Raw genomic sequence first — 23574 nt, forward strand, 5'->3', positions numbered from 1 at the left:
TGGATATACCAAAGCAGCTTTCCAAACGGCCGATGACTTTTGAGAATCCAGCTTTCAGCCTTCGAGTGGCAAATTTCAAGCAAATCATGCACGCATCAAGCCGTTACAGCTGCCCTGCTCTCACTCTTGCCCAAGCGTCGGCTGCTTCGATCGCTTCCAAATCCGGCCCGGCAACAACCTTATGCTCTTCGAGCACTTTCTCGATGATGCTCTCAATCTCCAGAAACGAAATTTCCTTATTTAAAAAGCGGGCAACCGCAATCTCATTCGCAGCGTTGTAGGCCGTCGGAGCTGTCCCACCTATTCTACCACACTCAAAGGCCAGTCTTAAACAGGGGAACCTTGCATAATCCATTTCGCGAAAATGAAGCTGGCCAATCTTGGCAAGAGACAAACGTCCGCCTGGAGAAGGACGGCGCTCCGGATAAGTCAGGGCGTATTGAATCGGTACGCGCATATCCGGCGTTCCAAGCTGAGCAATAATACTGCCGTCAACAAATTCCACATAAGAATGGACAATGCTCTCCGGATGCAGGAGTACCTGAATTTGGTCATAAGGAACTCCAAACAGCCAGTGTGCCTCAATGACTTCCAGCCCTTTATTGACCATCGTCGCCGAGTCAATTGTAATTTTGGCGCCCATCGACCAGTTCGGATGCTTCAAAGCATCTTCTACGGTCACATGGGTCAGCTGGTCACGGCTGAGATCGCGGAACGAACCGCCGGATGCCGTTAAAGTAATATTCGCTGCTTCGCGGATGCTTTCTCCGTTCAAGCACTGAAACACAGCAGAATGCTCGCTGTCTACCGGCAGGATGGGAACTCCCTTTGCAGCGGCAAGCTCCATGACCAGATGACCGGCGGTAACGAGAGTCTCTTTATTGGCCAAGCCGATCTGTTTACCCGCCTCGATTGCTGCCAGCGTGGAACGAAGCCCGACGCTTCCCACTACAGCCGTCACTACCATATCGGCATTGGAACCGGCTGCAACCTCGATAAGACCCTCTTGACCGTGATAAAGCTTCGTGCCTGCCGGCAAAAGCGGCCTGATCTCATCAGCCAATTCCGCAGTGCCAACTGAAACGATGCGCGGGTTGAACTTCTTCACCTGCTCAAGCAAAAGACTGATGTTGCTGCCGCCCGCAAGCGCATCAACCTGAAACTGGTCCGGATGGTTTGAGACCACATCCAGGGTTTGAGTCCCGATTGAGCCGGTTGAACCGATAATCGCTATCTTTTTCATCTGAATAACCTCTGTATTCTATATTTATGTACTAGCTCGGAAGCAGCATCAGGAAATGAATAAACGGAAAAACCGCAATCCAGCTGTCGCAGCGGTCTAGAATGCCGCCGTGTCCCGGCAGAAGATTGCCTGAATCTTTAATTCCATAAACGCGTTTGTATGCGGATTGTACGAGGTCCCCAATTTGGCCAACCACAGCCGCACATAATCCAATCAGCACCGCACGCGGAATGCCAAGCAGTCCGCCCGAAGCTGCTGCGAATATCACAGCAATTACAATCGCAATCACAACGCCGCCCAAGGCTCCTTCGACCGTTTTGTTAGGGCTGATCGCAGGCCACAGCTTCGTTCTGCCCACCGCTTTGCCTACAAAGTAAGCACCAGCATCGCTGGCCCATATGGAACAAAGCAGCAGAAACGTCCAGAACAAGCCATGTCCGTCCGCGCTTCCTCTCATATCCGCAATAGACGAGAAGCCAACTCCGGCATATACGGTCCCAAAGAGCAGAAGGGATGCCTCTTTAATCGAAAAGCGGTTTTTACTGAAGACAGTAACAGCAGCAAGAAGCAGCATAACCAGCCAAATCAGAGCCGTTTGATCCCATTCGAGCGGAAGGTGGAGCGACCTCCATGGAAGGAAAAACAACGCAACACCGGCATAGCCGATTAAGGCTGCCGCCCCAAATGGCGTTACCCCTGTCATTTTAACAAACTCATAATATCCGATAAGTGCCATAAGCAGAATCAGCAGTTTAAAAGGTGATCCGCCTAATAGACATAATGCCAGAAAAAAAATACCCGCAATAATCCCCGTTGCCAAACGCTGTTTCAATCCTGTCCCTCCGTTCCCAAGGTTAAGTTAAGCCGCCGTATCTGCGCGTGCGCCGCTGGAATTCCGCAACCGCCGCAATCAGATGCTCCTTGCTGAATTCGGGCCAGTACACATCCGTAAACCAAAACTCGCTGTACGCAAGCTGCCAGAGCATAAAATTGCTAAGGCGGATTTCGCCTCCCGTTCGGATCAGCAAATCCGGATCAGGAATGCCTTTCGTAAGCAGTCTGGAGGAAATCCAATCTTCGTTCAAATCCTCGAGCTGCAGGGTTCCGCTTGCTATTTCCTGCACAGCTGTGCGCAAGCTTTCCGTAATTTCTCTGCGGCTTCCATAGTTCAGTGCAAAGTTCAGGACGAGACCCGTATTGTTCTCTGTCCGCTTAACCGCTTCTTCCATTGCGGCAATTGTATATTTCGGAAGTGCATCCGTATGACCCATCATTTTAACCTGAACGTTCTTCTCAACGAGTTCATCCATTTCGAGGGCCAGAAATTCCTGAGGCAGCTTCATCAAAAAGTCAACTTCGTCCTTAGGGCGTTTCCAGTTCTCCGTGGAGAAAGCATACATCGTCAGATATTTAATACCCAGCTCATCGGCAGCGATGGTCGTGCGCTTGACGGCCTTCATGCCATTCTGGTGCCCGACTATTCTCGGCATCCCCCTGCGGTTAGCCCACCGGCCGTTGCCATCCATAATGATGGCCACATGCTCCGGAATATTGTTCTTATCCAAACTTAAAGTTAAGTTCTGCTGATCTTGTTTCAACCTTGGCCGAAAAAGGTTCTTCATGATAATCCTCCATGCGGCGGCAGGCAGCCGCGGCGGGAATCCACCCGCTAACTCTGAGCGATTTCAGCAATTCGCCGTCCAGATCTGCCCGTCAACCGTTGCGGTAATATCGAAAAAGAGACAAAACCCCACCATAATAGGAGGGGCGCTTTGGTCTCTTACACTTCCATGATTTCTTTTTCTTTCGCTGCAAGCACCTTGTCGACTTCAGCAATAAACTTGTCTGTTGTCTTCTGAATATCTTCCTGATGACGGTGGGATTCGTCTTCCGAAATATCCGTCTTCTCAAGCTTCTTGATATCGTCGTTGGCATCGCGGCGGATGTTGCGGATCGCCACCTTGGCTTCTTCACCGAATTTTTTCGTTGTCTTAACAAGCTCCAAGCGGCGTTCCTCAGTCAAGGCCGGAATCACCAGACGGATAGCAGTCCCGTCATTAGCAGGTGTCAGTCCAAGATCTGATTTCATAATAGCCCGTTCAATGTCAGCAAGAGAAGATTTATCCCAAGGCTGAATCATCAAAGTACGGGAATCCGGCGTATTGATGTTAGCGAGCTGATTTACCGGTGTTGGAGCACCGTAGTATTCCACTTGAATCCGGTCCAGCAGCGATGGAGTCGCTCTGCCTGCCCGAAGGGTCGCCAGGTCTCTCTTCAAGGCCTGGATCGCTTTTTCCATCCGCTCTTCAGCGCTCTTCTTGATTGATTGCGGCATTAGTCTACACTCCCTTTTACAACCGTACCGATCTTCTCTCCGAGAACAACGCGTTTAATGTTGCCCTGCTCCGTAATCGCGAACACGATGAGCGGAATGTTGTTGTCCATACACAGAGAAGATGCAGTGGAGTCCATGACTCCAAGGTTTTTGTTAAGTACTTCAAGGTAAGTAAGCTGTTCATATTTCTCGGCAGTCGGGTCGACGAACGGATCCGCGGAATACACGCCGTCCACTTTATTCTTCGCCATCAGGATTACTTCCGCTTCTATTTCAGCGGCGCGCAGAGCTGCAGTAGTATCCGTAGAGAAGAACGGGTTGCCTGTACCAGCTGCAAAGATCACGACACGGCCTTTCTCCAGATGACGGATTGCCCGGCGGCGGATATAAGGCTCAGCAATTTGCTGCATAGCAATTGAGGTTTGGACACGGGTCGGCACATCGATCTGCTCAAGCGCATCCTGGAGAGCAAGCGAATTCATAAGAGTGGCAAGCATGCCCATATAGTCTGCTGTAGCGCGGTCAATTCCTTTGGCACTGCCGGCAATCCCGCGCCAGATGTTGCCCCCGCCGCATACGATCGCAACCTGAACGCCAAGTTCTACCACATCTTTAACCTGCTGTGCAATTGATGTTATGGTCTCTGCGTCAATTCCGTAACCGTTTTGACCGGCGAGGGATTCCCCGCTGACTTTAAGTACAACGCGTTTAAATATAGGCTGTTCCAATGCAAACCCTCCACTTCCCAAACGGCGGACCGCAAATCCGCCTCAGGTTAAAATAACCCCACAAAATGGCGCAAATGCCCTGAAGCCTATGCTGACTACTTTGTGGGGATCTTAATCATATAATCGTCATATTCTAAAAAAGAAGGAACACGGCGTGTTCCATCAATAGGTTAAACAAATGTAAAGTTACCAAATATTTTTTAATTATTTTTTAACTTGAGCCATAACTTCTTCTACGAAGTTGTCGACTTTCTTCTCCAAGCCTTCGCCCAGTTCATAACGTACGAAACGACGGATGGAAATGTTCTCGCCGATTGTGCTGATTTTCTCGTTCAGCAGAGTAGCGACTGTTTTGTCAGGATCTTTGACGAACTGCTGATCAAGCAGGCAGATTTCTTCGTAGAATTTGCCGATACGGCCTTCAACCATTTTTTCAACGATTTTTTCCGGTTTGCCTTCGTTCAGAGCTTGAGCTTTCAAAATTTCTTTCTCTTTCTCAACTTCTTCAGCTGGCACTTCTTCACGGCGAACATATTTAGGGCTTACTGCAGCAATGTGCATTGCAATGTCGCGTGCGAATTCTTTAAATTGATCCGTTTTAGCAACGAAGTCTGTTTCGCAGTTGATCTCTACGAGAACACCGATACGTCCGCCAGCGTGGATGTAGGATTCAACAACACCTTCAGTAGCGATACGGCCAGCTTTGTTAGCTGCTGCTGCCAAGCCTTTCTCGCGGAGAAGTTCAGCTGCTTTAGTCAGATCGCCGCCGGCTTCCTCCAAAGCTTTTTTGCAATCCAGCATACCTGCGCCCGTTTTTTCGCGAAGTTCTTTTACGGATTTTGCGTCAACTGCCATTTTCAAATTACCTCCATAGGGTTTATATATTTTTGCTTTAAAAAAAGGGTAGTGAAAGGTTTTCGCACCTACCAACCACCCTTTTTCATTTAATTTATCGGTATATGGACAAAGCTTATGTTAAGCAGTCGTTTGCTCGCCTTGGTGAGCCTCGATAACAGCGTCTGCCATTTTACCAGTCAGCAATTTAACAGCGCGGATCGCGTCGTCATTGCCTGGGATTACATAGTCGATTTCGTCCGGATCGCAGTTTGTATCAACAATACCTACGATTGGGATACCGAGCTTGCGAGCTTCTGCAACAGCAATGCGCTCTTTGCGCGGATCGATAACGAACAATGCGCTTGGCAAACCTTTCATGTTCTTGATACCGCCAAGGAATTTCTCAAGACGTTCTTTCTCTTTGCGGAGAAGGATAACTTCTTTCTTAGGCAGTACTGCGAAAGTTCCGTCCTCTTCCCATCTTTCCAACGTTTTCAAGCGGTCGATACGCTTTTGAATCGTTTGGAAGTTGGTCAAAGTACCGCCGAGCCAGCGTTGGTTAATGTAGAATTGACCAGCGCGTTCAGCTTCTTCTTTCACGGAATCTTGAGCTTGCTTCTTAGTACCTACGAACAGGATAGTTCCGTTCTCTTCGGCTACGCTCTTGATAAAGTTGTAAGCTTCCTCAACTTTTTTGACCGTCTTTTGCAGGTCAATAATATAAATACCGTTTCTTTCAGTGAAGATATAACGATCCATCTTCGGGTTCCAGCGACGAGTCTGGTGACCGAAATGAACACCTGCTTCAAGCAGTTGCTTCATGGAGATTACTGCCATCTTCACACACCTCCTAGTTTGGTTTTATTTGATGCTCCTCCGGCAGCGTCATTTCCCGTCAAGACTCTTCGCCTATAGGCAGAAAAGCACCCTTTACGGAATCCGTTACCGTGTGTTTTAACACCATCAAATAATATAGCATAAGACTCTGGGCGTTGCAACAAAATCCAACAAAATCATCCCGGGCCTTCTTGGCTTACTTTGTCCCGGTCGTGATTTTGTCAGTAATGCTCTTGAAGGATTCACCTTTAGTGAAGGTATAGGTGCCTGTCTGAATGGTTGTTGAGGCATTCCATTTCTTTGCCTCCTGGATAAAAGCCGCTGCATCTGAAATGACGCCTGCCTCTTTCAGCTTCGCCGCCACTCCGGTCAGGTTGGTTCCGGAAACGATTTTAACCGTAGCCACCTGGGCTGAAGCCTTGGCGGAGGCACTTGGCTCGGCCGCAGAGGCCGCTGAAGGCTTCTCGACTTTGGCAGGAGCCGAAGGAGTTGAAGGGCTTGAAGGATCCGCAGGCTGTGCGGGAGTGCTGGGAGGAGCCGGTGTTGCCGACGGTGTGGACGCCGTACCGGTCTTCGCCTTCTCCTGCCATTCTTCCTCAGTGTACACTTGTTCAGAGCTGTCATATACTCTAAGTCCTAAGGTTTCAGCCGCAGAACGGACGTCTTCCTCACTGGTAAGCATTTTAGGCTGGGTTTGGGCTACATTCATCAACTGGAGAAGTAATGCGCCGATAATAAGACCGGAACCGAGCCCGAACAAAAACTGCCGGTTGCGCATCATATCGCGGTCTCCTCCCTCTTAGCCAGCTGCAGGATAAGCTGCACCTCTCCCCGGGCCATTCCCGTTGCTTTCGCTACGGTATCGATAGATTTACCTTGATCGTACAGGGCAAACAATTCCGGATAGCGTTCACGTACTTTAGGAGGCTGCGGCTGGAGTTCTTCCGCTTGCTCCTGAGGAAGGAGAATACCTTCTTGAGCGGAATTTTCCGGCGAACCGGAAGGCCGGTCTCCAGAGCGGGCCTGCGTTTGTTGTCCCTGTTCCTCCAGAGGTTCGAGCTTCTCCAGCCTCTCCTCTTTTTCCAGTTTCTCAAGACGGCTCTCGAGTAGAAGGTTCTGCCGCTCATACTGCTGCAGCCGCTGCCGGAGCTCGGTTAGCTGCTCCTGAAGCGATAACTGCTTGGACACCGTCTCCTGCTTCATATCTGCAATAAGACCGATGATCTCTTCGTTATCGCGCTCCATTTCTGCCATAAAATGCTCCAGCGTCTCTTCCACATCCGAAGGACTACCAGCAGAAGCAGTCTGCTGCTGTTTCAGCTTAGGCTGCATCCAGGCATAAAGGATCGCTGCAATGCCTAACAAAACTATATAAACCCAAGGGCTCCAAGACAATATTCTCACCTTTTGCAATTCAAATTAGAAAGTAAAATCCACGTGTTTTCCTTTGTAGGGATGCTCGGCCGGGTGAGGGGATGGTTCCTGATGCTCCTCACTTTGTACCATTCGGCGGCTTTGATGACCTCTGCGGTCAGATGAGGAGCGATTGCCCTCTTCACGCAGCTCTGATCTCGGGGAATCATCGACTTCACTGCTTCGGATTCTTTGGTGTTCGCTTTCAAGGATATTCTGGGCCGCCAAATGCTGCTGGTCCACTCCCGGTCTGGATTGCTGCTCCTGATGAATCCGGCTGGCCTCGCTTGTACGCGGCACGGCAATTTGCAATTCTACGGGTTTTAAATCCACTGGCGCTCACCCCGCCCCATTGGCAGTCTTATTAATAATGACCTGACACTACTGCTATTTACCGTTAATCTTAAGTACCTAAGTATATTATGGAGCTAGATATTGGCGGTCATACAGATGTCGCCTTCGTTATAATAGAAGATCATATTTGAGATTGGATCTTTAATGAATTTCGTATATCTTCCGATAACAATCTTGGAGCCGCCATAAATCGTTCTAATGACTTTAACTCTGGCTCTGCTTGTATCTTCAAGAGTCTTCTCGATTTCTAAAATACGTTCTTTAAGCTCCGCCTGCTCTGCAAGCGATTGTTTCCTTGACAAAGTCAGTTTGGAGCGCATGGCAAGCTTATCCATTGACAGCTTTCCTTGGGAGGCAAGCTGGTCAAGAAGTACAAGCGCTTTCTCCGTTTTGTCCAAATTAGCGACGAGTTCCTTCATGCTGCTACGAAGCTCGGCCAGTTCATTGCGCAGCTCAGGCAGAACACCTACTTCAATAACCGTAGCAGTCGACGTGGGGTTGCCGATCGTACGGGCAGCAACAGCTTCTCCGGCTTGAATATGGCCGCCGACAATTAAGCCTTTGGCTCCATCGCACAAAACCTGCCCGCCGGCACGGACGTTGGAGTGCATAATACTTTGAGAGACGATGACATTCTCCCCTGCTTCCACATTGCCATCCTGAATGAAGGAACTCTTCACGTTTTGGCCGGCTTTAATCAAACCCTTGTTATATCCTATAATTCCGCCGGATATTTCAATCGATCCTGAGGCCTCAAGCTCGGCTCCTTCAACGCCGCCGATTACCCGGATATCTCCGGCTGCGGCAATTTTAAACCCGGAAAGCACGTTTCCGCGAACGACTACGGTTCCGACAAATTGAATATTACCGACGCTGTAGTCTACATCGCCATTAATTTCATATACCGGAAAAACGTTGGTTTTCCCTTTGTCAGTTAAAGTAACCAAGCCGTCAATTGCTGCGTATAACGCTTCGCCTTCACCGGCGAGCAGCACATTTTTCCCTAATTTAAAACGTGCCTCTTTACCTGCTTTAAAAGGGATTTCTTGACCTGTCACATCTGTTCCAGCCTGTCCAGGCACAGAGGGTTCCTTTGTGGCAATCAACTGACCTTTGGCAACGTTATTCAGGCGTGTAATTTCCTTATAATCCACTTTGCCGTCTTCAGTCTCCAAAGGACGGGGCCCCTTGCTGTGAATATCGAAAGCGTAAACAATCTTGCCGTCAACGCCATCTCTAGGCTTATCGCCAAAGGCGATCGGTGTCCGGCTGCGCGAGTAGTCCACCGGATTCTGGATGATCCGCTGGACAATTTCAGTCTGGATGCCGTAAACGACGCCGTTTTCTCTCATGAACCCGATAAGCTGCTCCTCTGCAAAGCTGGCATCGCTGTCAATTTCGGCCAGCTCCAGATAAGCACTCATTTTATCGTCAGAGATCGTAATACTCACGAGCTGCTCCAGATCCTCAACCTGCTTCATAATCCCTTCCTCCTCTTAATGACCGCTAAAACGATTAATCCTCCTGCATTAATAAATTTCTGCTCTTCTCCAGAGTGGCTCTAAGACGCAAAATTGCTTTAGAATGAAGTTGAGAAATCCGAGAAGGAGACAGAGACATGACTTCGGCAATTTCACTCAGGGAGAGATCTTCATAATATAATAAAGAAACAACGGTACGTTCTTTCTCCGTCAGCTTCTCGATTCCTTTAGTCAGCGATTCTTTTAAATAAAATTCTCGCACCTTATAATCCGGATTCTTCGCTTTATCATCAATCAGCATGGACATCCGGGTTTCCGATTCCTCTTCACGGATCGGATCTTCAAGTGAACAAAGCGTCATCACTGCAACATCCTGAAGCATCTGCTGAAACTCTTTCTCCGAAACCTGAAGGTACTGACTCATCTCTTCATCCGTTACGGTCCGCAAATACTTCTGTTCGAGCTTTTGATAACCTTCTTCAATTTTCTTCGCTTTTTCCCTAACCGAACGGGGAACCCAATCCCCTTGACGGAGCCCGTCTAAAATGGAACCCCTTACTCTCCATGAGGCATAGGTTTCAAATTGAAGGCCTCTCTTGTAGTCAAATTTCTCTACAGCGTCCATGAGACCCATCACGCCGTTGCTGAACAGGTCGTCTTTGGAAATATTCCTTGGAAGACCTACAGCCAGACGACCGGATACGTAGTCTACAATATTTAAATACTTTTCTATCAGTTCTTTTTTCGCTTCTAAATCGCCTTTTTCCTTCCATCTCTCCCATAAATCTGCATAACCGAGAGAAGAAAATTTTCGTTCACTCACTTGATCTCACCCTCTCTAGTCTTCTGTCAGGTGACGGACAGCTTTTGCCAGCTCTTCAGGATCCCTGTCAGCGGTTTTTACCAAACGGGGCGGATTTAGAGGCTGAAACGAAGCCGCACCCTGGTTTGTCTCGGATGTCTCATGTTCAGAGGGCTTCAGCATATCGTGTATAGCCTCATTCTCATCCGGCGTTGTCATGTCAAACCGGAGCCCTTTCTTCTCTCCGTCCTCCTTGCCGGTTGGGGCTTTAGCATTCACCGGAGCGTGTCCAGTCTGAAGCATACCAAACATCCAGCGAATGCCAAAGGCCAGCAGGAACCAGATTACAAAAGCAATAAGGCTGCGTATTATTGAAGTGATGAATAAGTTATGAGAAGAAGAAACGATTAACGTCAATAGGAAGCCGACGCCGCCAAATAACCAGTTAAAAAGCATTTTCCCTGCCATAGCTACAATTCCTTTATTCCCATTTGTACGCTGCGTATAAATAATATACCCGTTTGACAATCCAGTTCTATCGTTCTGCCGTAACTTCCTCCCGTATCCTCTGCGATAAGAGGAATCCCCAGCTCGTTCAAACAAACCTTGCAGGATTCGACATTGCGCGGTCCGATTCTCATCGTGTCCCCGCTGCCTGCAAAATCAAACATTTGGGAACCGCCGGCCATTTTGGCTACCAGCCTTTTGGCGGAGGCCCCCATATTCAGAAGCTCTTTATAGAGCGCAGGCACTGCAGTATCGGCATATTTGGCAATATTCAGAGAACCTTCTTTGGCAATTTCGGAGGAAGGAAGCATAACATGAACCATCCCTGCCAGCTTTGTCTCTGAATCAAACAAAGTGAGGCCAACACATGACCCCAGCCCCGTTGTCCGGATTAATCCGTGAGAGCGCCCCGTTCCCATTTCCGCCATTCCAACTTTGACAATAGGCTGTTCCTCAATCATTGTCGAAAGGCACTCCCAGTGCTGAAAAGATTTTGTCAAACGATTCAGGATCCGGAATGAGGAAAAATTGCCCTTCGACTTCGTGTTTGCCTTCGATAAAGGTAGTATCAATCAGCAGCGCATCATTGCCCATCTGTCCAAACTGCAGCAGCCCATAGCTCAAAATCGCACCGGCCATATCCATCGCAACAGCAGGTACCGTCGGGCTCATGCTCAGCTTGGTGAAATCGGCCAGCGAGGATAGATAGGAGCCGGCCAAAATGTTGCCGATTTCAGAGATGGCTGACCACTCCATCTCCGAAAACGTGTCACCTTCCGAGATTTCAATCGCCGCAAGGCGGTGAAGAAGCTTCTTCGCGGCATCCGGTGTCAAAATGAAGAACAGGTTGCCCGGAGCCTCCCCTTCTACCCGGAAAAAGACAGCAAGAACAAGGTTCTCGGCTCCCCCGACGTTCTCCGCAATTTCACCAAACGGAAGCATTTGGACTTTGGGAACAGCCATGTCAATAGGTTTGTCAAGCAGACGTGAAAGAGCGGTAGCAGCGTTGCCCGCGCCGATATTGCCGACTTCTTTCAGAACGTCCATTTTGAATTCAGCAAACCCTTTAAATATATTGTCCAAGCTTACCCCTCTAGGCCTTCAAGCTGGATAATTTCACTTTTGTTAAGAACCTCGGAAAGATTCAGCATGATCAGAAGACGTTCCTCCGAGATACGGGCAACTCCATCCAAATATTTGGCTTTCACTCCGCCCACTACTTCCGGCGGCGAATCAATCAAGTCAGTATCCAAATCAATAACGTCATTAGCCGAATCTACAATAAAGCCTACCTGCATATCTTCAACCGATACAATGATAATACGGGTTTGGTCGGTGTTTTCCGTTTCAGGAAGGCCAAAGCGCCCGCGCAGATCAATAACCGGAATCACGACACCGCGAAGGTTCACCACTCCTTTTACAAAGGAATAGGTCTTCGGTACCCGGGTAATCGGAAGCATCCGCTCAATCGTTTCCACCTTGTCTACATCAATTCCATACTCTTCTGTGCCAAGCTTAAATACAATCACTTTCAATTCTTGTCCCATGCTTAACTTCCTCCTCATCTGGTCAATCAGAGATATTTACAACAAGCAGACTTACTTAATAAAAGCGTTAGGATCAATGATCAAGGCTACTTGCCCGTCTCCCAAAATAGTGCCGCCGGAGATCCCTTGAACAGCAGGCAGATAGCTGCCCAGGTTCTTGATGACAATTTCGCTCTGGCCGATGAACTCTTCTACGGTTAATGCCGCCAGGCGATCCCCTTTGCGGATTACTACAATTTCTGTTTCTTCCTCGTTCTCTTCGTCAAAGCCTGGAATATCAAAGATATTCTTGAGCGAAAGAATCGGAATGTTAGCATTCCGGTAAGGAATCATCTTGTAGCCATGCACTTCCCGAATCTGCGAACGCTTGATCAAACCGGTCTCTACAATGGAAGACAGCGGAATTGCATATTTCTCATCCCCTGTTTTAATCAGCATAGCGGAGATAATCGACAGGGTCAGCGGCAGCTGAACCGAAAACTTGGAGCCTTGGCCCAAGGTAGACGTAACGAGGACTGTTCCTCCCAGAGATTCGATTTTAGATTTTACGACATCAAGACCAACGCCGCGGCCGGAAATATCGGAGATTTTCTCTGCCGTACTGAAGCCCGGAGCAAACAGCAGCAGCGCAATGTCGTCGTCGCTCATGGCCTTGGCCTGCTCTTCAGTCAGAATACCGTTCTTGATTGCTTTGGCCGCAACCTTGCTGCGATCAATACCACGGCCGTCATCAATGATTTCAATAAAGACGTGGTTGCCGCTGTGGAAAGCTTTGAGCTGAACCGTACCCGTTTCCTGTTTGCCGGCTGCTAGACGATCTTCGATTGTCTCTACCCCGTGGTCAACTGCATTCCGGAGCAAGTGCACGAGCGGATCGCCGATCTCGTCGATGACGGTACGGTCAAGCTCGGTTTCTGCACCAGTAATGACAAGGTCAATTTTCTTGTTCAGCGATTTGGCCAGGTCGCGGACCATCCGCGGGAACCGGTTAAAGACGGTATCAATCGGCACCATTCTGAGCTTCAGAACAACGTTCTGCAGATCACTGCTAACGCGTGTCATATGTTCAACCGCTTCGGTTAACTCACTGCGTTTAATTTCGCCCGCAAGCTGTTCCAATCTTACACGATCAATCAAAAGCTCGCTGAACAAGTTCATCAGCACATCCAGGCGTTCAATATCAACACGAATGGTGCGCGATGGCGCCGGTGCGCCGCCGGCTGCAGGCTTCTTGGCAGGTGCATCCTTAGGAGCAGCGGAAGCAGCGGCCGCCGGTGCAGCAGTCTGATCCTGTGCTGGGGCAGATGGCTTCTCAGGCGTCTCAACCGCAGCAGCCGCTTGACTGCTGGCAGACGAAACAAGCTGTTGAAGCGACTCTTTATCCAGAGGCATCACGCTAGCAGCGCCGATCTCCGATACGTTCATGATCATGCTTTCGAGGTCAGCAGCATCCTTCTGTGTTATGTAATACAAGGAAAAGCTGTTTTCAAATTTTTCTTGCTCGATGTCCTGAACCGTCGGATAAGATTTCACTACTTCGCCGAAACGTTCCAGCAAATCAAACACCATGTAGGCTCGAACTGCTTTTAACTGACAATCTTCACGAACTGTAACTTCAATATAATGAGCTTTATGCCCTTCGTTCATAGACTGCTCAAGAACGGATTGCTGGAATTCATCGAGCTCGAGTGCTGTTTTGGCTTGGCTTTGGGAAGCCGAAGCACCTGCTGCACCGCCGGAAGGTGAGGAGCCAGGCTTCTCTCCGCGGACGATGGCCTGCAGATTATCTACAATAGAGGTTACATCAGCCTTGCCGTCTCCGCCCTCCACGATATCCTGGACCATAGATTGAAGGGCATCCAGGCTTTTAAACAATGTGTCAAAAATAAAATCCTGCATCTTCAACTTGTCGTTTCGGACCAAATCAAGAACGTTCTCCATCTGGTGCGTCAAAGACGCCAAATCTTCAAAGCCCATAGTAGCCGCCATACCTTTCAGCGTATGAGCTGAACGGAAAATAACCTGAACAATAGCGATATCTTCCGGATTGCTTTCTAGCTGCAGCATATTCTCATTCAATGCCTGCAGGTGATCATTTGCCTCATCAATAAACATGGATAAATACTGATTCATGTCCATAGCGAGCACCTCCTCCAAGGGGTCAGATTGTTATTTCACAATTTGAACTAATTTTGATGCAATATCATGAAGCGGCAGTACGGATGTGACACAGCCAAGCTCCACAGCGGAGCGCGGCATGCCGTAAACGACGCAGGTTTCTTCACTTTCTGCAATCGTTGAGGTGACTCCCGCATCATAAAGCAATTTCATAGACTTTGCTCCATCGCTGCCCATTCCGGTCATCAGCACGGCATGTCTTTGCAATGAACCCAGAGGGAGCAGAGATTCGAAGAGCACGTCTACCGAAGGGCGGTGCCCGCTTCGCAGCTCGTCGTTACCGAGCGCAATTCTGCAGATGCCGTCAGTCCCCTGCTTGATCCGGGTATGCTTGCCTCCCGGTGCAATATAGGCCGTCCCTTTCTCAAGCGTCATGCCGTCTTCGGCTTCAACGACTTGAAGCGGACTCAAGCTGTTCAGACGCTGGGCCAAGGATTTCGTGAAGTTTGGCGGCATGTGCTGAACGATGACGACTGGCGCTGGAAAATCAGCCGGTATAGATTCAAGCAGAACCTTGAGAGCTTTCGGACCGCCTGTAGAGCATCCGACAGCGACAAGATGCTGATAGACGCCCGACACAGCGGAAGTCTTCGCCGGTTTGAGGCCTTTAGCCGGGCCTGTTGGCATGTCAGCTGCTTGAAGCCCTTCAGGCGCCGGTAATCTGCGTTCCTCCTGCGGCCGCGCCTGATGGGGCGGTTTGGCAGGAGCTGCTGCTTCCGGCAAAGCTGAAGCTGGTTTAGTTGCTGGACGCGGCAGATTCTGCTTCTGCCTTGGCTCTTCCGGCTTGGGAAGAGCCTGTTTGGCTGCTGCAGTCTGCTTGGCAGCCGTATCTTTTAAACTCAGGTCAAGCTCAGCGGCAGATTTGCCGGCCGGCGGCTGAGGCCGCTGAATTCCTTTCGGCTGCGCCGGAAGCTTCGGCTCCTCCGCCGCCTTGCGGAGCGCCTCCTCCCGCGCCATCCTCCGCTCCTTGGCCGCCATAGCGGCTTGAATCTGCATACGGAGCGTTTCGCCAATTTCAGCAATACTCTGGGAATTGCCTGTAATGGATGGCTTGCGTATAAAGTCAAATGCCCCGAGCTCAAGAGCCATAATGGTCTCTCTCATTCCCTGCTCATTAATACCGGATAGCATAATGACCGGAACGGGCTGCTCTTTCATAATGCTCTTAAGCGCTTCTAGTCCATTCATCTCCGGCATCTCAACGTCCATCGTAACGAGATCCGGAGAAAGCTCCTTGATCAGCTTGACGGCTTCCAGGCCATTTGCGGCAGTCCGCTCTACCCAATAAGCAGGGTCCTGTTCAATAAGATCGGTAATAATTTTGCGCATAAAAGGCGAATCATCGACAACCAAGATCCGATAAGGTTTCATCGTCCACCACTGTCCTTGTAAAGAATCATTTTGTACGAAGCCACTTGTGTAAAAATCCTTTGATTCCCGTCAAAGCGCCTTCCTGCCTAACTGCTGTAACTTCCGCAAAAGCCTGGGCAATCTGCCGAACATCTTTTGAAGCTGAGCAATGGGGGTAAGCAATTGTAAAAGGGATCTGTCTCTTCACAGCATTCATGACATAAGGCTCGTCCCGGATATAACCGAGAAGCGCGATGTCCAGGTTCAGGAATCGCTGCGCGACAAGTGTAATCTTATCGGCAACAAACTTTGCTTCTTTCTCACCGTCAGCCCGGTTAACCACAAGCCTGAATTTCACATCTGGCCTTGACCCGCTGACGACTTTGATCAGTGCATAGGCATCCGTAATCGAGGTCGGCTCAGGCGTGGTCACTACCAGACACTCGTCGGCTGCTGTAATAAAGTTAAAGGTTTCTTTCGACAATCCGGCACCCGTATCAAACAGAATAAAATCCATTTCCCCGGCAATAGCCTCAATTTGGGAGGTAAAGTAAACTAAATCCTCTTCCGACAAGGAAAACAAATCTGCAAGTCCGGATCCTCCAGCAATGAAAGGAAGCCCGCTTTCTCCATATGCAATGATTTCGGAGATCGTCTTCTCTCTCTTCAGAAGGTGGTACAGGTTGTAAGCAGGACGGACACCCATCAAAACATCGATGTTTGCCATTCCGATATCGGCGTCGAAGAGGAGCACCTTTTTCCCTAATGATTGAAGCGTCAAAGCCAGATTCAGGGTGAAATTGGATTTGCCTACCCCTCCTTTCCCGCTGCTGATCGTGATTATTCTAGCGGAGGCAGCAGGCTGTGCAGCTTCGGAATGCTCCTCCTGCTGCTCCTGCTTCATCCGGGACTCAATCATGGCTCGGAGCGATTCAGCCTGGTCTTTCATGCAGATTCATCTCCAAGCAGCGCATTCAGAAGCAGCTCCCGGTCAGCCTGAAGAAGGTCATCCGGAACATTTTGCCCATTGGTTAAATAAAGAAGCTGGAGCGGGTATTCGGAAAGCAGATTAAACATTCCTCCGCAGCTTTCTGTTTCATCCAGTTTGGTAAAGATGACTTTATCCAGCCCGTATTTGGAAAAGTGTTCCGCAATGGCTTTCATATCTCCAGGCTTGGAGGTAAGGCTTAGAACCAGGCAGGTTTCGCTTTGATCTTTAAGGCTGAGCAGACTATGCAGCTCCGCTACATAAAGCTCGTTCAAATAATTCCTGCCCGCCGTATCCATAAAGATGAGATCGCAGTCCTCCAGACTGGAAGCAGCTCGTTTCATATCTCCCGGGGACTGAACAACTTCAAGCGGTACATTAAGAATGGTCGCGTAGGTCCTTAGCTGCTCGACTGCCGCAATCCGGTAAGTATCGGCAGTAATGAAGCCTACCTTCTTATGATTTCTGAAGATTTGATCCGCAGCCATTTTGGCTATGGTCGTTGTTTTGCCAACCCCTGTCGGTCCAGCCACATACACCACTCTGGTCGTATCAGAAATACCGCCTGCTATCCGGGCATCCAGGAAGCTGCTGATTTCCTCTCTGACCGCCTGCTTTAGTTCGGCTTCACTTAAGCTTTCTCCTGAGGCTTCCCAGGCATCAAACGCCGGCTTAATCCACGCTTCAGCCAAACCGGCATCCACTTCCTGTGCTTTCAGCCGGTTCGAGATTTCTTCGAGCGCCTCCGGCAGCAGCCGTTCTTCACTGTGCTCTTTAGCGAACCTGTTCATCATAAGCTTCATCTGCTGGATGTCATTCAGCAGCTTGTTCCTGAACTCTTCATCAGAAGAATCAGGAACAGCATGTAAGGCTGCACTTGGTTGAGGAGCTGCGGAACCCGCAGCGGGAATCGCATCCTCTGCCTCTTTAACAAGGAAATCCTCAAACTGAACAGCAAACTTCTCTTCTTCTATGCTTGAACCGGACAATTCCGGCATCTTGTTCGGTACGGCGGTGTTCTCAGCCTGTCCGGTCGATAAGAGCTCTGCGGTACGCTGGTAGGCTTGAGTGCCCATTCGGCCAGTGGCCCGGACAGAAGAGCTGCTCAAATTTGGTTTGGCTGACAATTTAGCCGGCGGCTTGGCTGACGGTTTGGCTGACTGGCGCGCCTGCGGTTTGGCCGCAGTCCCGGCAGGTGCTTGTTCCGATTCGTCTACCCCGGCAATGACCTCAAGCCTTACTTTCCCGAACATTCCCAGGAATCCGCCAACCTTGATCTTCTTCGTGCTCAGGATGACGGCGTCGCCGCCCAAATCCTTTCGGATTTTAAGCATGGCGTCCGGCATGGTCTCTACGATATAAGTTTTTACTCTCACAGGTTGACCACTCCCACACTTTGAATCTCGACGTTAGGCTCCAGTTCACTATAGGAAAGCACCGGAACATCCTGCAGTGTTCTTTCCATGATCTGTCTCAAGTACATCCGGATCGTCGGAGAGGCTAAAACAATCGGCTGATGGCCGGACTGGATTAAACGGTTAATTTGCTCATTAAGCCTTTGATAGACAGTTTGGGTTGAAACAGGGTCAAGCGCCACATAGCTTCCCTGATCCGTCTGCTGCACACTTTCGGCAATTTTCTTCTCCAGGGAAGGTCCGACGGTAATCACCTGCATCGTCTCCCCCTGGTTCGTATACTGCTGGGTGATCTGACGGGACAAGGCCTGGCGGACATATTCCGTCAGTACTTCCGGATCCTTGGTGTACTGCCCGTAATCCGCAAGCGTTTCAAATATAGTCACCATATCCCGGATCGAAATCTTCTCGCGAAGAAGCTTGGCAAGAACCTTCTGCAAATCCCCAACCGACATGACCGAAGGGATAAGCTCATCCACAAGCACCGGATAATTTTCCTTAAGGTTATCAACAAGGGCTTTCGTTTCCTGTCTGCCCAAGAGCTCGTGAGCATGTTTCTTGATGGTCTCCGTCAAATGGGTAGCCACGACGGAAGGCGGATCGACAACCGTATAGCCGGACATTTCAGCCCGCTCTTTGGTTGCTTCATCAATCCATAAGGCAGGCAGCCCGAATGCCGGCTCCAAGGTCTCGATTCCGGAAATGGATTCATCATCGAATCCCGGACTCATCGCCAAATAGTGATTAAGTAGTAATTCCCCGCGCCCAACGGTATTTCCTTTAATTTTCATGACGTATTCGTTCGGTTTTAGTTGAATATTGTCGCGAATTCGGATAACCGGTACAACTAAACCAAGCTCGAGTGCACATTGCCGTCGAATCATGATGATTCTGTCGAGCAGATCTCCGCCCTGGGACGTATCCGCAAGCGGGATTAACCCGTAGCCGAACTCAAATTCAATGGGATCAACCTGCAGAAGGTTAATGACACTTTCCGGACTGCGGACCTCTTCGATCTGCTGCTCTTCTTCCTGCTGAACCTGCTCAATCGCTTTCTTGCTGAGATTGGTCTGCATCCGCCGGGCCGCATACGCAAGTGCTAAAGCAAGCGGTATAGTGGCCACAATCCCGATCGGGGTAAAGATCCCCAGCAGAGTAATCATGCCGGCTACGATATAAATGAGTTTCGGATAAGCAAAGAGCTGACTGGTAATGTCATCGGCCAAGTTCCCTTCCGAGGAGGCCCGAGTGACGATCAAACCTGCGGAAGTGGAAATAAGCAGCGCAGGAATCTGGCTCACCAATCCGTCCCCGATCGTCAGAAGCGAATAAGTGGACAGCGCATCCTGGAACGCCATGCCGTGTATAACCATCCCGATAATGAATCCGCCGATCAGGTTAATGAACAAAATGATGATGGAGGCTATAGCGTCGCCTTTTACGAATTTACTCGCACCATCCATCGCCCCGTAAAAGTCTGCTTCACGTTCGATTTTTGCGCGGCGTTCCTTCGCCTGCTGCTCATTAATAAGCCCTGCGTTCAGGTCGGCGTCGATACTCATCTGTTTACCAGGCATCGCATCGAGCGTAAATCTGGCCGCAACTTCGGCAACGCGCTCTGAACCTTTGGTGATGACGATGAACTGTACGACAACCAGAATCAAGAAGACGATAAAGCCGATAACCGGCTGCCCGCTCGAAATCCAGCTGCCGAACGTGCGCACCACATGGCCGGCATCAGCTTGTCCAAGAATAAGCTTTGTTGTCGAAATGTTGAGTGCCAGCCGGAACATCGTCGTGATAAGAAGCAAGGAAGGAAATATGGAAAATTGCAGAGCTTCCTTCGTATTCATTGCGACAAGCAGAATCATCATCGCAATAGATATATTGATAACCAAGAGAATATCCAGGAGCATTTTCGGGATCGGGAGAATCATCATCAGGACGATGCCGATAATACCTACCAATATCGAAATATCTTTAATTTTCATTCGTATCGCCTCCGATCCCTTCTTTATCTGACTTTGCCTTTCAATTTATATACATATGCCAGAACCTCTGCCACGGCCTGGAACAAATCTGCCGGAATCGAATCGCCGATTTCCGTTCTTTGAAACAGCGCGCGGGCGAGCGGCTTGTTTTCCATCGTTATAACTCCATGCTCCTTGGCTATTTCCCTGATGCGCAGAGCCACATAGTCCTGGCCTTTCGCAATTACCTGCGGAGCATCCATGGCGCTTCCGTCATATTTCAGCGCTACGGCGAAGTGTGTAGGGTTTGTGATGATGACGTCTGCCTTCGGGATCTCCTGCATCATACGCTGCAGCGCCATCCGGCGCTGTCTTTCACGTATTTTCCCCTTAATGAGAGGATCGCCTTCCATTTTCTTATACTCATCTTTAATATCCTGCTTGCTCATCCGCAGGCTTTTGGCAAGGGAATAACGCTGGTACATGTAATCCCCGAAAGCCAGAACTAACAGCGCAGCACCAATCTTGATGCCCAGGTCCAAAGTCAGCTTGGACGTATAAGTAAAGGCCTCTTCGATGCCCATACGGCCCATTTTTGAAATGTCGTCTCTTGAACCGGACAGGGTGATGAAGACAACCACCGTAATCACGAGCAGTTTAAAAATGGACTTAAGAAACTCCACGACGGTGCGCGGCGAGAAAATATTTTTAAAGCCTTTAAGCGGATTGATCTTGCTGATCTTCGGCTTCAAGGGTTCTCCGGTCAGCAGGAAGCCTACCTGAATGTAGTTGGCAATAATCGCAACCGCCATTACAATCGCAAAGATTGGCGCCACAATCATCGCTACTTGAGCTGCCAGGCTGGCAAACATTTGAGTTACACTTTGGGCTGTCACGTCGTCGTTCAAACGGTGCAGCAGAAAGTCCTTAAACAAATCAACCAGGTGCTGCTTGTAATAGCTGCCGAACATAAGCAGTGCCAGAAATGAGGAAAGCAGAACAAGTGCACCGGAGACATCATTGCTCTTGGCAACCTGGCCTTTTTCACGGGCTTCCCTTTGTTTCTTTGGCGTAGCCTTTTCCGTTTTCTCTCCGGCGAACAGCTGAAGATCAAGTGTGTAGCGCATTGCCAAGGACATTCCTTCCTGTACAGAGTTTAAGGCTTAAGGCCTGCTCCCGACCGTCCCCAGCAGATTTTCCAAGGTTTTAAACAAAGTTTCAAACAGCTGCTGAAAGGAATAAACCAGACTGGACATAAACACCAGCAGCAGGATCAGTCCAACCAAAACCTTAAGGGGAACGCCGATTACAAAAATGTTGTACTGCGGTGCGGTCTTCGCGAGAAAGCCCAGCGCCACGTCAGTTAAGAACAAAGCGACAATGATCGGTGCCGCCATTTGAAAGGCAATCATAAAGGACTGTCCAAACGCACGGATTAAAAATTCGCTGACATTGCCGTTTTGAATCCGGGCAAACACATCCCCGGTAATCGGAATCCAGTCATAGCTGCGAAGCGCGGCTTCCAGCAGATAATGATGACCGTTCATCCCCAGGAAAAAGAGTGTCGCGATCGCGTACTTAAAGTTGCCGGTAACCGGTGCGGATGCTCCAGTCATCGGATCGAGCACGTTGGCCATCCCGAATCCGATTTGTATATCCAGAAAGGCGCCGGCCATGGATATTGCTGTAAACATCAGCGTGGCTACGTACCCCATAAGGAGACCGACCAGGATTTCTCTTAAGATAAAGACAATGTAAGTCAAGTCCGTCGGAACCGTTTGTTTGGTGCCATAAACCAGAAAGATCAGCACGGCTACCATGCCGGAAAATCCGATCTTAAACGTATTCGGCACCGTTCGAGACGAAAATACAGGCGCAGCAACAAAAAAGGCGGTAATTCGACAAAAAACAAGCATGAAAACAGGTAAAGCCTGCATAATATCCATAGGTGACAGTTCCTATCCGATATAGCGGGACAGATTATTTAAGATTCCATACGTAAAATCCACCAGCGTTGTCAGAATCCACGGCCCAAACAAGAGCAGGGCCAGCAGCACCGCTACAATCTTTGGAACGAATGCAAGCGTCTGTTCCTGGATCTGGGTTGTAGCCTGAAAGATACTGACCAGAAGTCCGACAACCAAAGCGACTACCACCATTGGAGCACTGGCTTTCAGGACCGTATAGATCGCTTGTCCCGCAAGTCCAATGACAAATTGCGAATTCATAACCTTCTCCTCCAGTTCGTTCTCTTCGCTACCGCCGTCATGCAATTAGGCCGTCAAGAAGTGCCAAAGCTTTCAAGCAGCGACTTCACGACCAGATACCAGCCATCAACCAGCACGAACAGCAATATTTTAAATGGAAGTGAAATCATCACCGGAGGCAGCATCATCATCCCCATCGCCATCAGCGTACTGGATACCACAATATCAATGATGAGAAACGGGATAAAAATCATGAAGCCCATCTGAAAAGCCGTCTTTAATTCGCTGATTGCATAAGCAGGAACAAGCACCGTAATCGGAATATCCTCTACGTTCTTCGGCTGCTCCATCTTCGTATAGCTGAGAAACAGCTGAAGATCCTTATTCCGGGTATGCTTGTACATAAATTTCTTCATCGGGACAGCGGCCTTCTCAAGCGCATCCGTCTGGGTAATTTCACCCTTTAAATAGGGCTGAAGAGCTACTTTGTTAACATCCGATAAGGTCGGGCTCATGATGAACAAGGTCATAAATAAAGCCAGACCAACCAGAACCTGGTTTGGAGGTGCCGTTTGGGTTCCAAGCGAGCTTCTCACAAAGCCAAGCACAACCACAATCCGGGTAAAGCTCGTCATCAGAACCAGAATGGCCGGTGAAACGCTGAGCACCGTAACCAGCAGAATAATCGACAGCGAGCTGGTGCCCGGGGTTCCCCCCGAATCTCCAACTTGAATATTTATGTTAGGAATAGGATCGGCAGCAAAAGCAGTTACCGACAATACGCTAAACAGCATCAGCAATAATGCAATGATCGCAAGCTTTTTTTTCATGAGTCCCCCAACCGATCTGTAGATTGGTCCTCCTGAAGGATAGCTTTCACCTGCTGTTTCCGATTCGGCAGCTTTCTAAGCTTTGACTCAAATACTTCGTGAAAAGCAGCTTCGTCAATTTCCTCCTCCACTGGAGGCTCTTCCTTTCGAAACCGGGCGGTGAAAGAGGAAACAACGGAGGTTAACCTAGAATAATCAGGGCTTGCCTCTTCAAAACTCCGGATCAGCTGAGCTATTTCTTCAGGATCGGTAATTTTGTCGAGCATTGTAACGTCTTCCCCAACACCCACGACATAAATGTTGCCTCCGATTTCAAGCACTTGTACCGATTTATTCGGACCAAGTCCTACCGCACCAAACGTACGGATGGAGCGGTGTCTGGACATGGCGTGATTTCTGTTACCTAAAAACCGGATCAATAGCACGATCAGAATGACAATAACGGCCAGAACGGCAATGACGGTAAAAATATTGCCAATTTGGCCTGAATAAACTTCAGGCGGCTGGTTATTTTCCAGAGCTGCTGTTAACCCAAAAGGCATAACCTGCAGT

General features: G+C 49.3%; 26 protein-coding genes. All 26 read right to left on the bottom strand.

What is annotated here, in order from left to right:
• Positions 1-103 precede the first annotated feature (103 nt).
• Entirely contained in the window at positions 104-1243 is a 1140-nt protein-coding gene (locus FCN15_RS05430; protein WP_138493942.1) for a 1-deoxy-D-xylulose-5-phosphate reductoisomerase, read from the bottom strand.
• 31 nt (positions 1244-1274) lie between these two features.
• Positions 1275-2075, bottom strand: a complete 801-nt coding sequence (locus FCN15_RS05435) for a phosphatidate cytidylyltransferase (protein WP_138493943.1) — start codon at positions 2073-2075, stop codon at positions 1275-1277.
• A gap of 22 nt (positions 2076-2097) precedes the next feature.
• The gene (locus tag FCN15_RS05440; RefSeq protein WP_138493944.1) at positions 2098-2865 is read right to left on the bottom strand and encodes an isoprenyl transferase; all 768 of its coding nucleotides are present in this window, start codon (positions 2863-2865) and stop codon (positions 2098-2100) included.
• A gap of 158 nt (positions 2866-3023) precedes the next feature.
• On the bottom strand, positions 3024-3578 hold the full coding sequence (frr, locus tag FCN15_RS05445; protein WP_138493945.1) for a ribosome recycling factor: 555 nt from the start codon (positions 3576-3578) through the stop codon (positions 3024-3026).
• Positions 3578-4306, bottom strand: a complete 729-nt coding sequence (gene pyrH, locus FCN15_RS05450) for a UMP kinase (RefSeq protein WP_138493946.1) — start codon at positions 4304-4306, stop codon at positions 3578-3580. The genes frr and pyrH overlap by 1 nt, the downstream gene beginning before the upstream one ends.
• Before the next feature lie 204 nt (positions 4307-4510).
• Positions 4511-5161, bottom strand: coding sequence for a translation elongation factor Ts (gene tsf / locus FCN15_RS05455; RefSeq protein ID WP_138493947.1), 651 nt, complete (start codon positions 5159-5161; stop codon positions 4511-4513).
• A gap of 120 nt (positions 5162-5281) precedes the next feature.
• Complete coding sequence (gene rpsB / locus FCN15_RS05460) at positions 5282-5980, bottom strand: 30S ribosomal protein S2 (protein ID WP_138493948.1); 699 nt, start codon at positions 5978-5980, stop codon at positions 5282-5284.
• A gap of 196 nt (positions 5981-6176) precedes the next feature.
• Positions 6177-6761 carry an endolytic transglycosylase MltG gene (locus FCN15_RS05465; RefSeq protein WP_138493949.1) on the bottom strand — a complete coding sequence of 195 codons (585 nt, stop codon included), beginning with the start codon at positions 6759-6761 and terminating at the stop codon, positions 6177-6179.
• On the bottom strand, positions 6758-7345 hold the full coding sequence (locus tag FCN15_RS05470) for a hypothetical protein (RefSeq protein ID WP_138493950.1): 588 nt from the start codon (positions 7343-7345) through the stop codon (positions 6758-6760). Before FCN15_RS05470 ends, FCN15_RS05465 begins: the two co-directional genes overlap by 4 nt.
• A 54-nt stretch (positions 7346-7399) precedes the next feature.
• Positions 7400-7726: a hypothetical protein gene (locus FCN15_RS05475; protein WP_138493951.1), complete on the bottom strand. Its 327-nt coding sequence runs from the start codon at positions 7724-7726 to the stop codon at positions 7400-7402.
• Between the two features lie 95 nt (positions 7727-7821).
• Positions 7822-9228, bottom strand: a complete 1407-nt coding sequence (locus tag FCN15_RS05480) for a DUF342 domain-containing protein (RefSeq protein ID WP_138493952.1) — start codon at positions 9226-9228, stop codon at positions 7822-7824.
• 34 nt (positions 9229-9262) lie between these two features.
• Entirely contained in the window at positions 9263-10051 is a 789-nt protein-coding gene (locus tag FCN15_RS05485) for a FliA/WhiG family RNA polymerase sigma factor (protein WP_138493953.1), read from the bottom strand.
• A gap of 15 nt (positions 10052-10066) precedes the next feature.
• Positions 10067-10498, bottom strand: a complete 432-nt coding sequence (locus tag FCN15_RS05490) for a hypothetical protein (protein WP_138493954.1) — start codon at positions 10496-10498, stop codon at positions 10067-10069.
• Between the two features lie 2 nt (positions 10499-10500).
• Positions 10501-10998 (bottom strand): chemotaxis protein CheD, encoded by a 498-nt coding sequence (locus tag FCN15_RS05495; protein WP_138493955.1) that lies wholly within the window; start codon positions 10996-10998, stop codon positions 10501-10503.
• Complete coding sequence (locus FCN15_RS05500) at positions 10991-11584, bottom strand: chemotaxis protein CheC (protein ID WP_138494049.1); 594 nt, start codon at positions 11582-11584, stop codon at positions 10991-10993. The genes FCN15_RS05495 and FCN15_RS05500 overlap by 8 nt, the downstream gene beginning before the upstream one ends.
• Positions 11585-11622: 38 nt before the next feature.
• A complete protein-coding gene (locus FCN15_RS05505) occupies positions 11623-12084 on the bottom strand; it encodes a chemotaxis protein CheW (RefSeq protein ID WP_138493956.1) in 462 nt (153 codons plus the stop codon).
• A 51-nt stretch (positions 12085-12135) separates the two neighbouring features.
• Positions 12136-14223, bottom strand: a complete 2088-nt coding sequence (locus tag FCN15_RS05510) for a chemotaxis protein CheA (RefSeq protein ID WP_138493957.1) — start codon at positions 14221-14223, stop codon at positions 12136-12138.
• Between the two features lie 30 nt (positions 14224-14253).
• On the bottom strand, positions 14254-15633 hold the full coding sequence (locus FCN15_RS05515; protein WP_138493958.1) for a protein-glutamate methylesterase/protein-glutamine glutaminase: 1380 nt from the start codon (positions 15631-15633) through the stop codon (positions 14254-14256).
• Between the two features lie 25 nt (positions 15634-15658).
• Complete coding sequence (locus FCN15_RS05520; protein ID WP_138493959.1) at positions 15659-16561, bottom strand: MinD/ParA family protein; 903 nt, start codon at positions 16559-16561, stop codon at positions 15659-15661.
• On the bottom strand, positions 16558-17976 hold the full coding sequence (gene flhF / locus FCN15_RS05525; RefSeq protein WP_138493960.1) for a flagellar biosynthesis GTPase FlhF: 1419 nt from the start codon (positions 17974-17976) through the stop codon (positions 16558-16560). The genes FCN15_RS05520 and flhF overlap by 4 nt, the downstream gene beginning before the upstream one ends.
• Entirely contained in the window at positions 17973-20006 is a 2034-nt protein-coding gene (gene flhA, locus FCN15_RS05530) for a flagellar biosynthesis protein FlhA (RefSeq protein ID WP_138493961.1), read from the bottom strand. The genes flhF and flhA overlap by 4 nt, the downstream gene beginning before the upstream one ends.
• 23 nt (positions 20007-20029) lie before the next feature.
• The gene (gene flhB / locus FCN15_RS05535) at positions 20030-21118 is read right to left on the bottom strand and encodes a flagellar biosynthesis protein FlhB (RefSeq protein ID WP_138493962.1); all 1089 of its coding nucleotides are present in this window, start codon (positions 21116-21118) and stop codon (positions 20030-20032) included.
• Positions 21119-21148: 30 nt separating this feature from the next.
• Positions 21149-21931 carry a flagellar biosynthetic protein FliR gene (fliR, locus tag FCN15_RS05540; RefSeq protein ID WP_138493963.1) on the bottom strand — a complete coding sequence of 261 codons (783 nt, stop codon included), beginning with the start codon at positions 21929-21931 and terminating at the stop codon, positions 21149-21151.
• A gap of 12 nt (positions 21932-21943) precedes the next feature.
• Positions 21944-22213 carry a flagellar biosynthesis protein FliQ gene (fliQ, locus tag FCN15_RS05545; RefSeq protein WP_138493964.1) on the bottom strand — a complete coding sequence of 90 codons (270 nt, stop codon included), beginning with the start codon at positions 22211-22213 and terminating at the stop codon, positions 21944-21946.
• Positions 22214-22266: 53 nt separating this feature from the next.
• Positions 22267-23022 (bottom strand): flagellar type III secretion system pore protein FliP, encoded by a 756-nt coding sequence (fliP, locus tag FCN15_RS05550; RefSeq protein ID WP_138493965.1) that lies wholly within the window; start codon positions 23020-23022, stop codon positions 22267-22269.
• Positions 23019-23564, bottom strand: coding sequence for a flagellar biosynthetic protein FliO (locus FCN15_RS05555; RefSeq protein ID WP_138493966.1), 546 nt, complete (start codon positions 23562-23564; stop codon positions 23019-23021). Before FCN15_RS05555 ends, fliP begins: the two co-directional genes overlap by 4 nt.
• Between the last annotated feature and the right edge of the window lie 10 nt (positions 23565-23574).

The organism is Paenibacillus pinistramenti, from assembly GCF_005869875.1.
GTDB classification, from domain to species: Bacteria; Bacillota; Bacilli; order Paenibacillales; family Paenibacillaceae; genus Fontibacillus; species Fontibacillus pinistramenti.

Excerpts from the sequence above, each read along its gene's own strand:
- FCN15_RS05430 (WP_138493942.1), bottom strand. The coding sequence starts at position 1,243 with ATGAAAAAGATAGCGATTATCGGTTCAACCGGCTCAATCGGGACTCAA.
- FCN15_RS05440 (WP_138493944.1), bottom strand. The coding sequence starts at position 2,865 with ATGAAGAACCTTTTTCGGCCAAGGTTGAAACAAGATCAGCAGAACTTA.
- frr (WP_138493945.1), bottom strand. The coding sequence starts at position 3,578 with ATGCCGCAATCAATCAAGAAGAGCGCTGAAGAGCGGATGGAAAAAGCG.
- tsf (WP_138493947.1), bottom strand. The coding sequence starts at position 5,161 with ATGGCAGTTGACGCAAAATCCGTAAAAGAACTTCGCGAAAAAACGGGC.
- rpsB (WP_138493948.1), bottom strand. The coding sequence starts at position 5,980 with ATGGCAGTAATCTCCATGAAGCAACTGCTTGAAGCAGGTGTTCATTTC.
- FCN15_RS05465 (WP_138493949.1), bottom strand. The coding sequence starts at position 6,761 with ATGATGCGCAACCGGCAGTTTTTGTTCGGGCTCGGTTCCGGTCTTATT.
- FCN15_RS05480 (WP_138493952.1), bottom strand. The coding sequence starts at position 9,228 with ATGAAGCAGGTTGAGGATCTGGAGCAGCTCGTGAGTATTACGATCTCT.
- FCN15_RS05490 (WP_138493954.1), bottom strand. The coding sequence starts at position 10,498 with ATGGCAGGGAAAATGCTTTTTAACTGGTTATTTGGCGGCGTCGGCTTC.
- FCN15_RS05495 (WP_138493955.1), bottom strand. The coding sequence starts at position 10,998 with ATGATTGAGGAACAGCCTATTGTCAAAGTTGGAATGGCGGAAATGGGA.
- FCN15_RS05500 (WP_138494049.1), bottom strand. The coding sequence starts at position 11,584 with ATGGACGTTCTGAAAGAAGTCGGCAATATCGGCGCGGGCAACGCTGCT.
- FCN15_RS05505 (WP_138493956.1), bottom strand. The coding sequence starts at position 12,084 with ATGGGACAAGAATTGAAAGTGATTGTATTTAAGCTTGGCACAGAAGAG.
- FCN15_RS05510 (WP_138493957.1), bottom strand. The coding sequence starts at position 14,223 with ATGGACATGAATCAGTATTTATCCATGTTTATTGATGAGGCAAATGAT.
- FCN15_RS05515 (WP_138493958.1), bottom strand. The coding sequence starts at position 15,633 with ATGAAACCTTATCGGATCTTGGTTGTCGATGATTCGCCTTTTATGCGC.
- FCN15_RS05520 (WP_138493959.1), bottom strand. The coding sequence starts at position 16,561 with ATGAAAGACCAGGCTGAATCGCTCCGAGCCATGATTGAGTCCCGGATG.
- flhA (WP_138493961.1), bottom strand. The coding sequence starts at position 20,006 with ATGAAAATTAAAGATATTTCGATATTGGTAGGTATTATCGGCATCGTC.
- fliR (WP_138493963.1), bottom strand. The coding sequence starts at position 21,931 with ATGGATATTATGCAGGCTTTACCTGTTTTCATGCTTGTTTTTTGTCGA.
- fliQ (WP_138493964.1), bottom strand. The coding sequence starts at position 22,213 with ATGAATTCGCAATTTGTCATTGGACTTGCGGGACAAGCGATCTATACG.
- fliP (WP_138493965.1), bottom strand. The coding sequence starts at position 23,022 with ATGAAAAAAAAGCTTGCGATCATTGCATTATTGCTGATGCTGTTTAGC.
- FCN15_RS05555 (WP_138493966.1), bottom strand. The coding sequence starts at position 23,564 with ATGCCTTTTGGGTTAACAGCAGCTCTGGAAAATAACCAGCCGCCTGAA.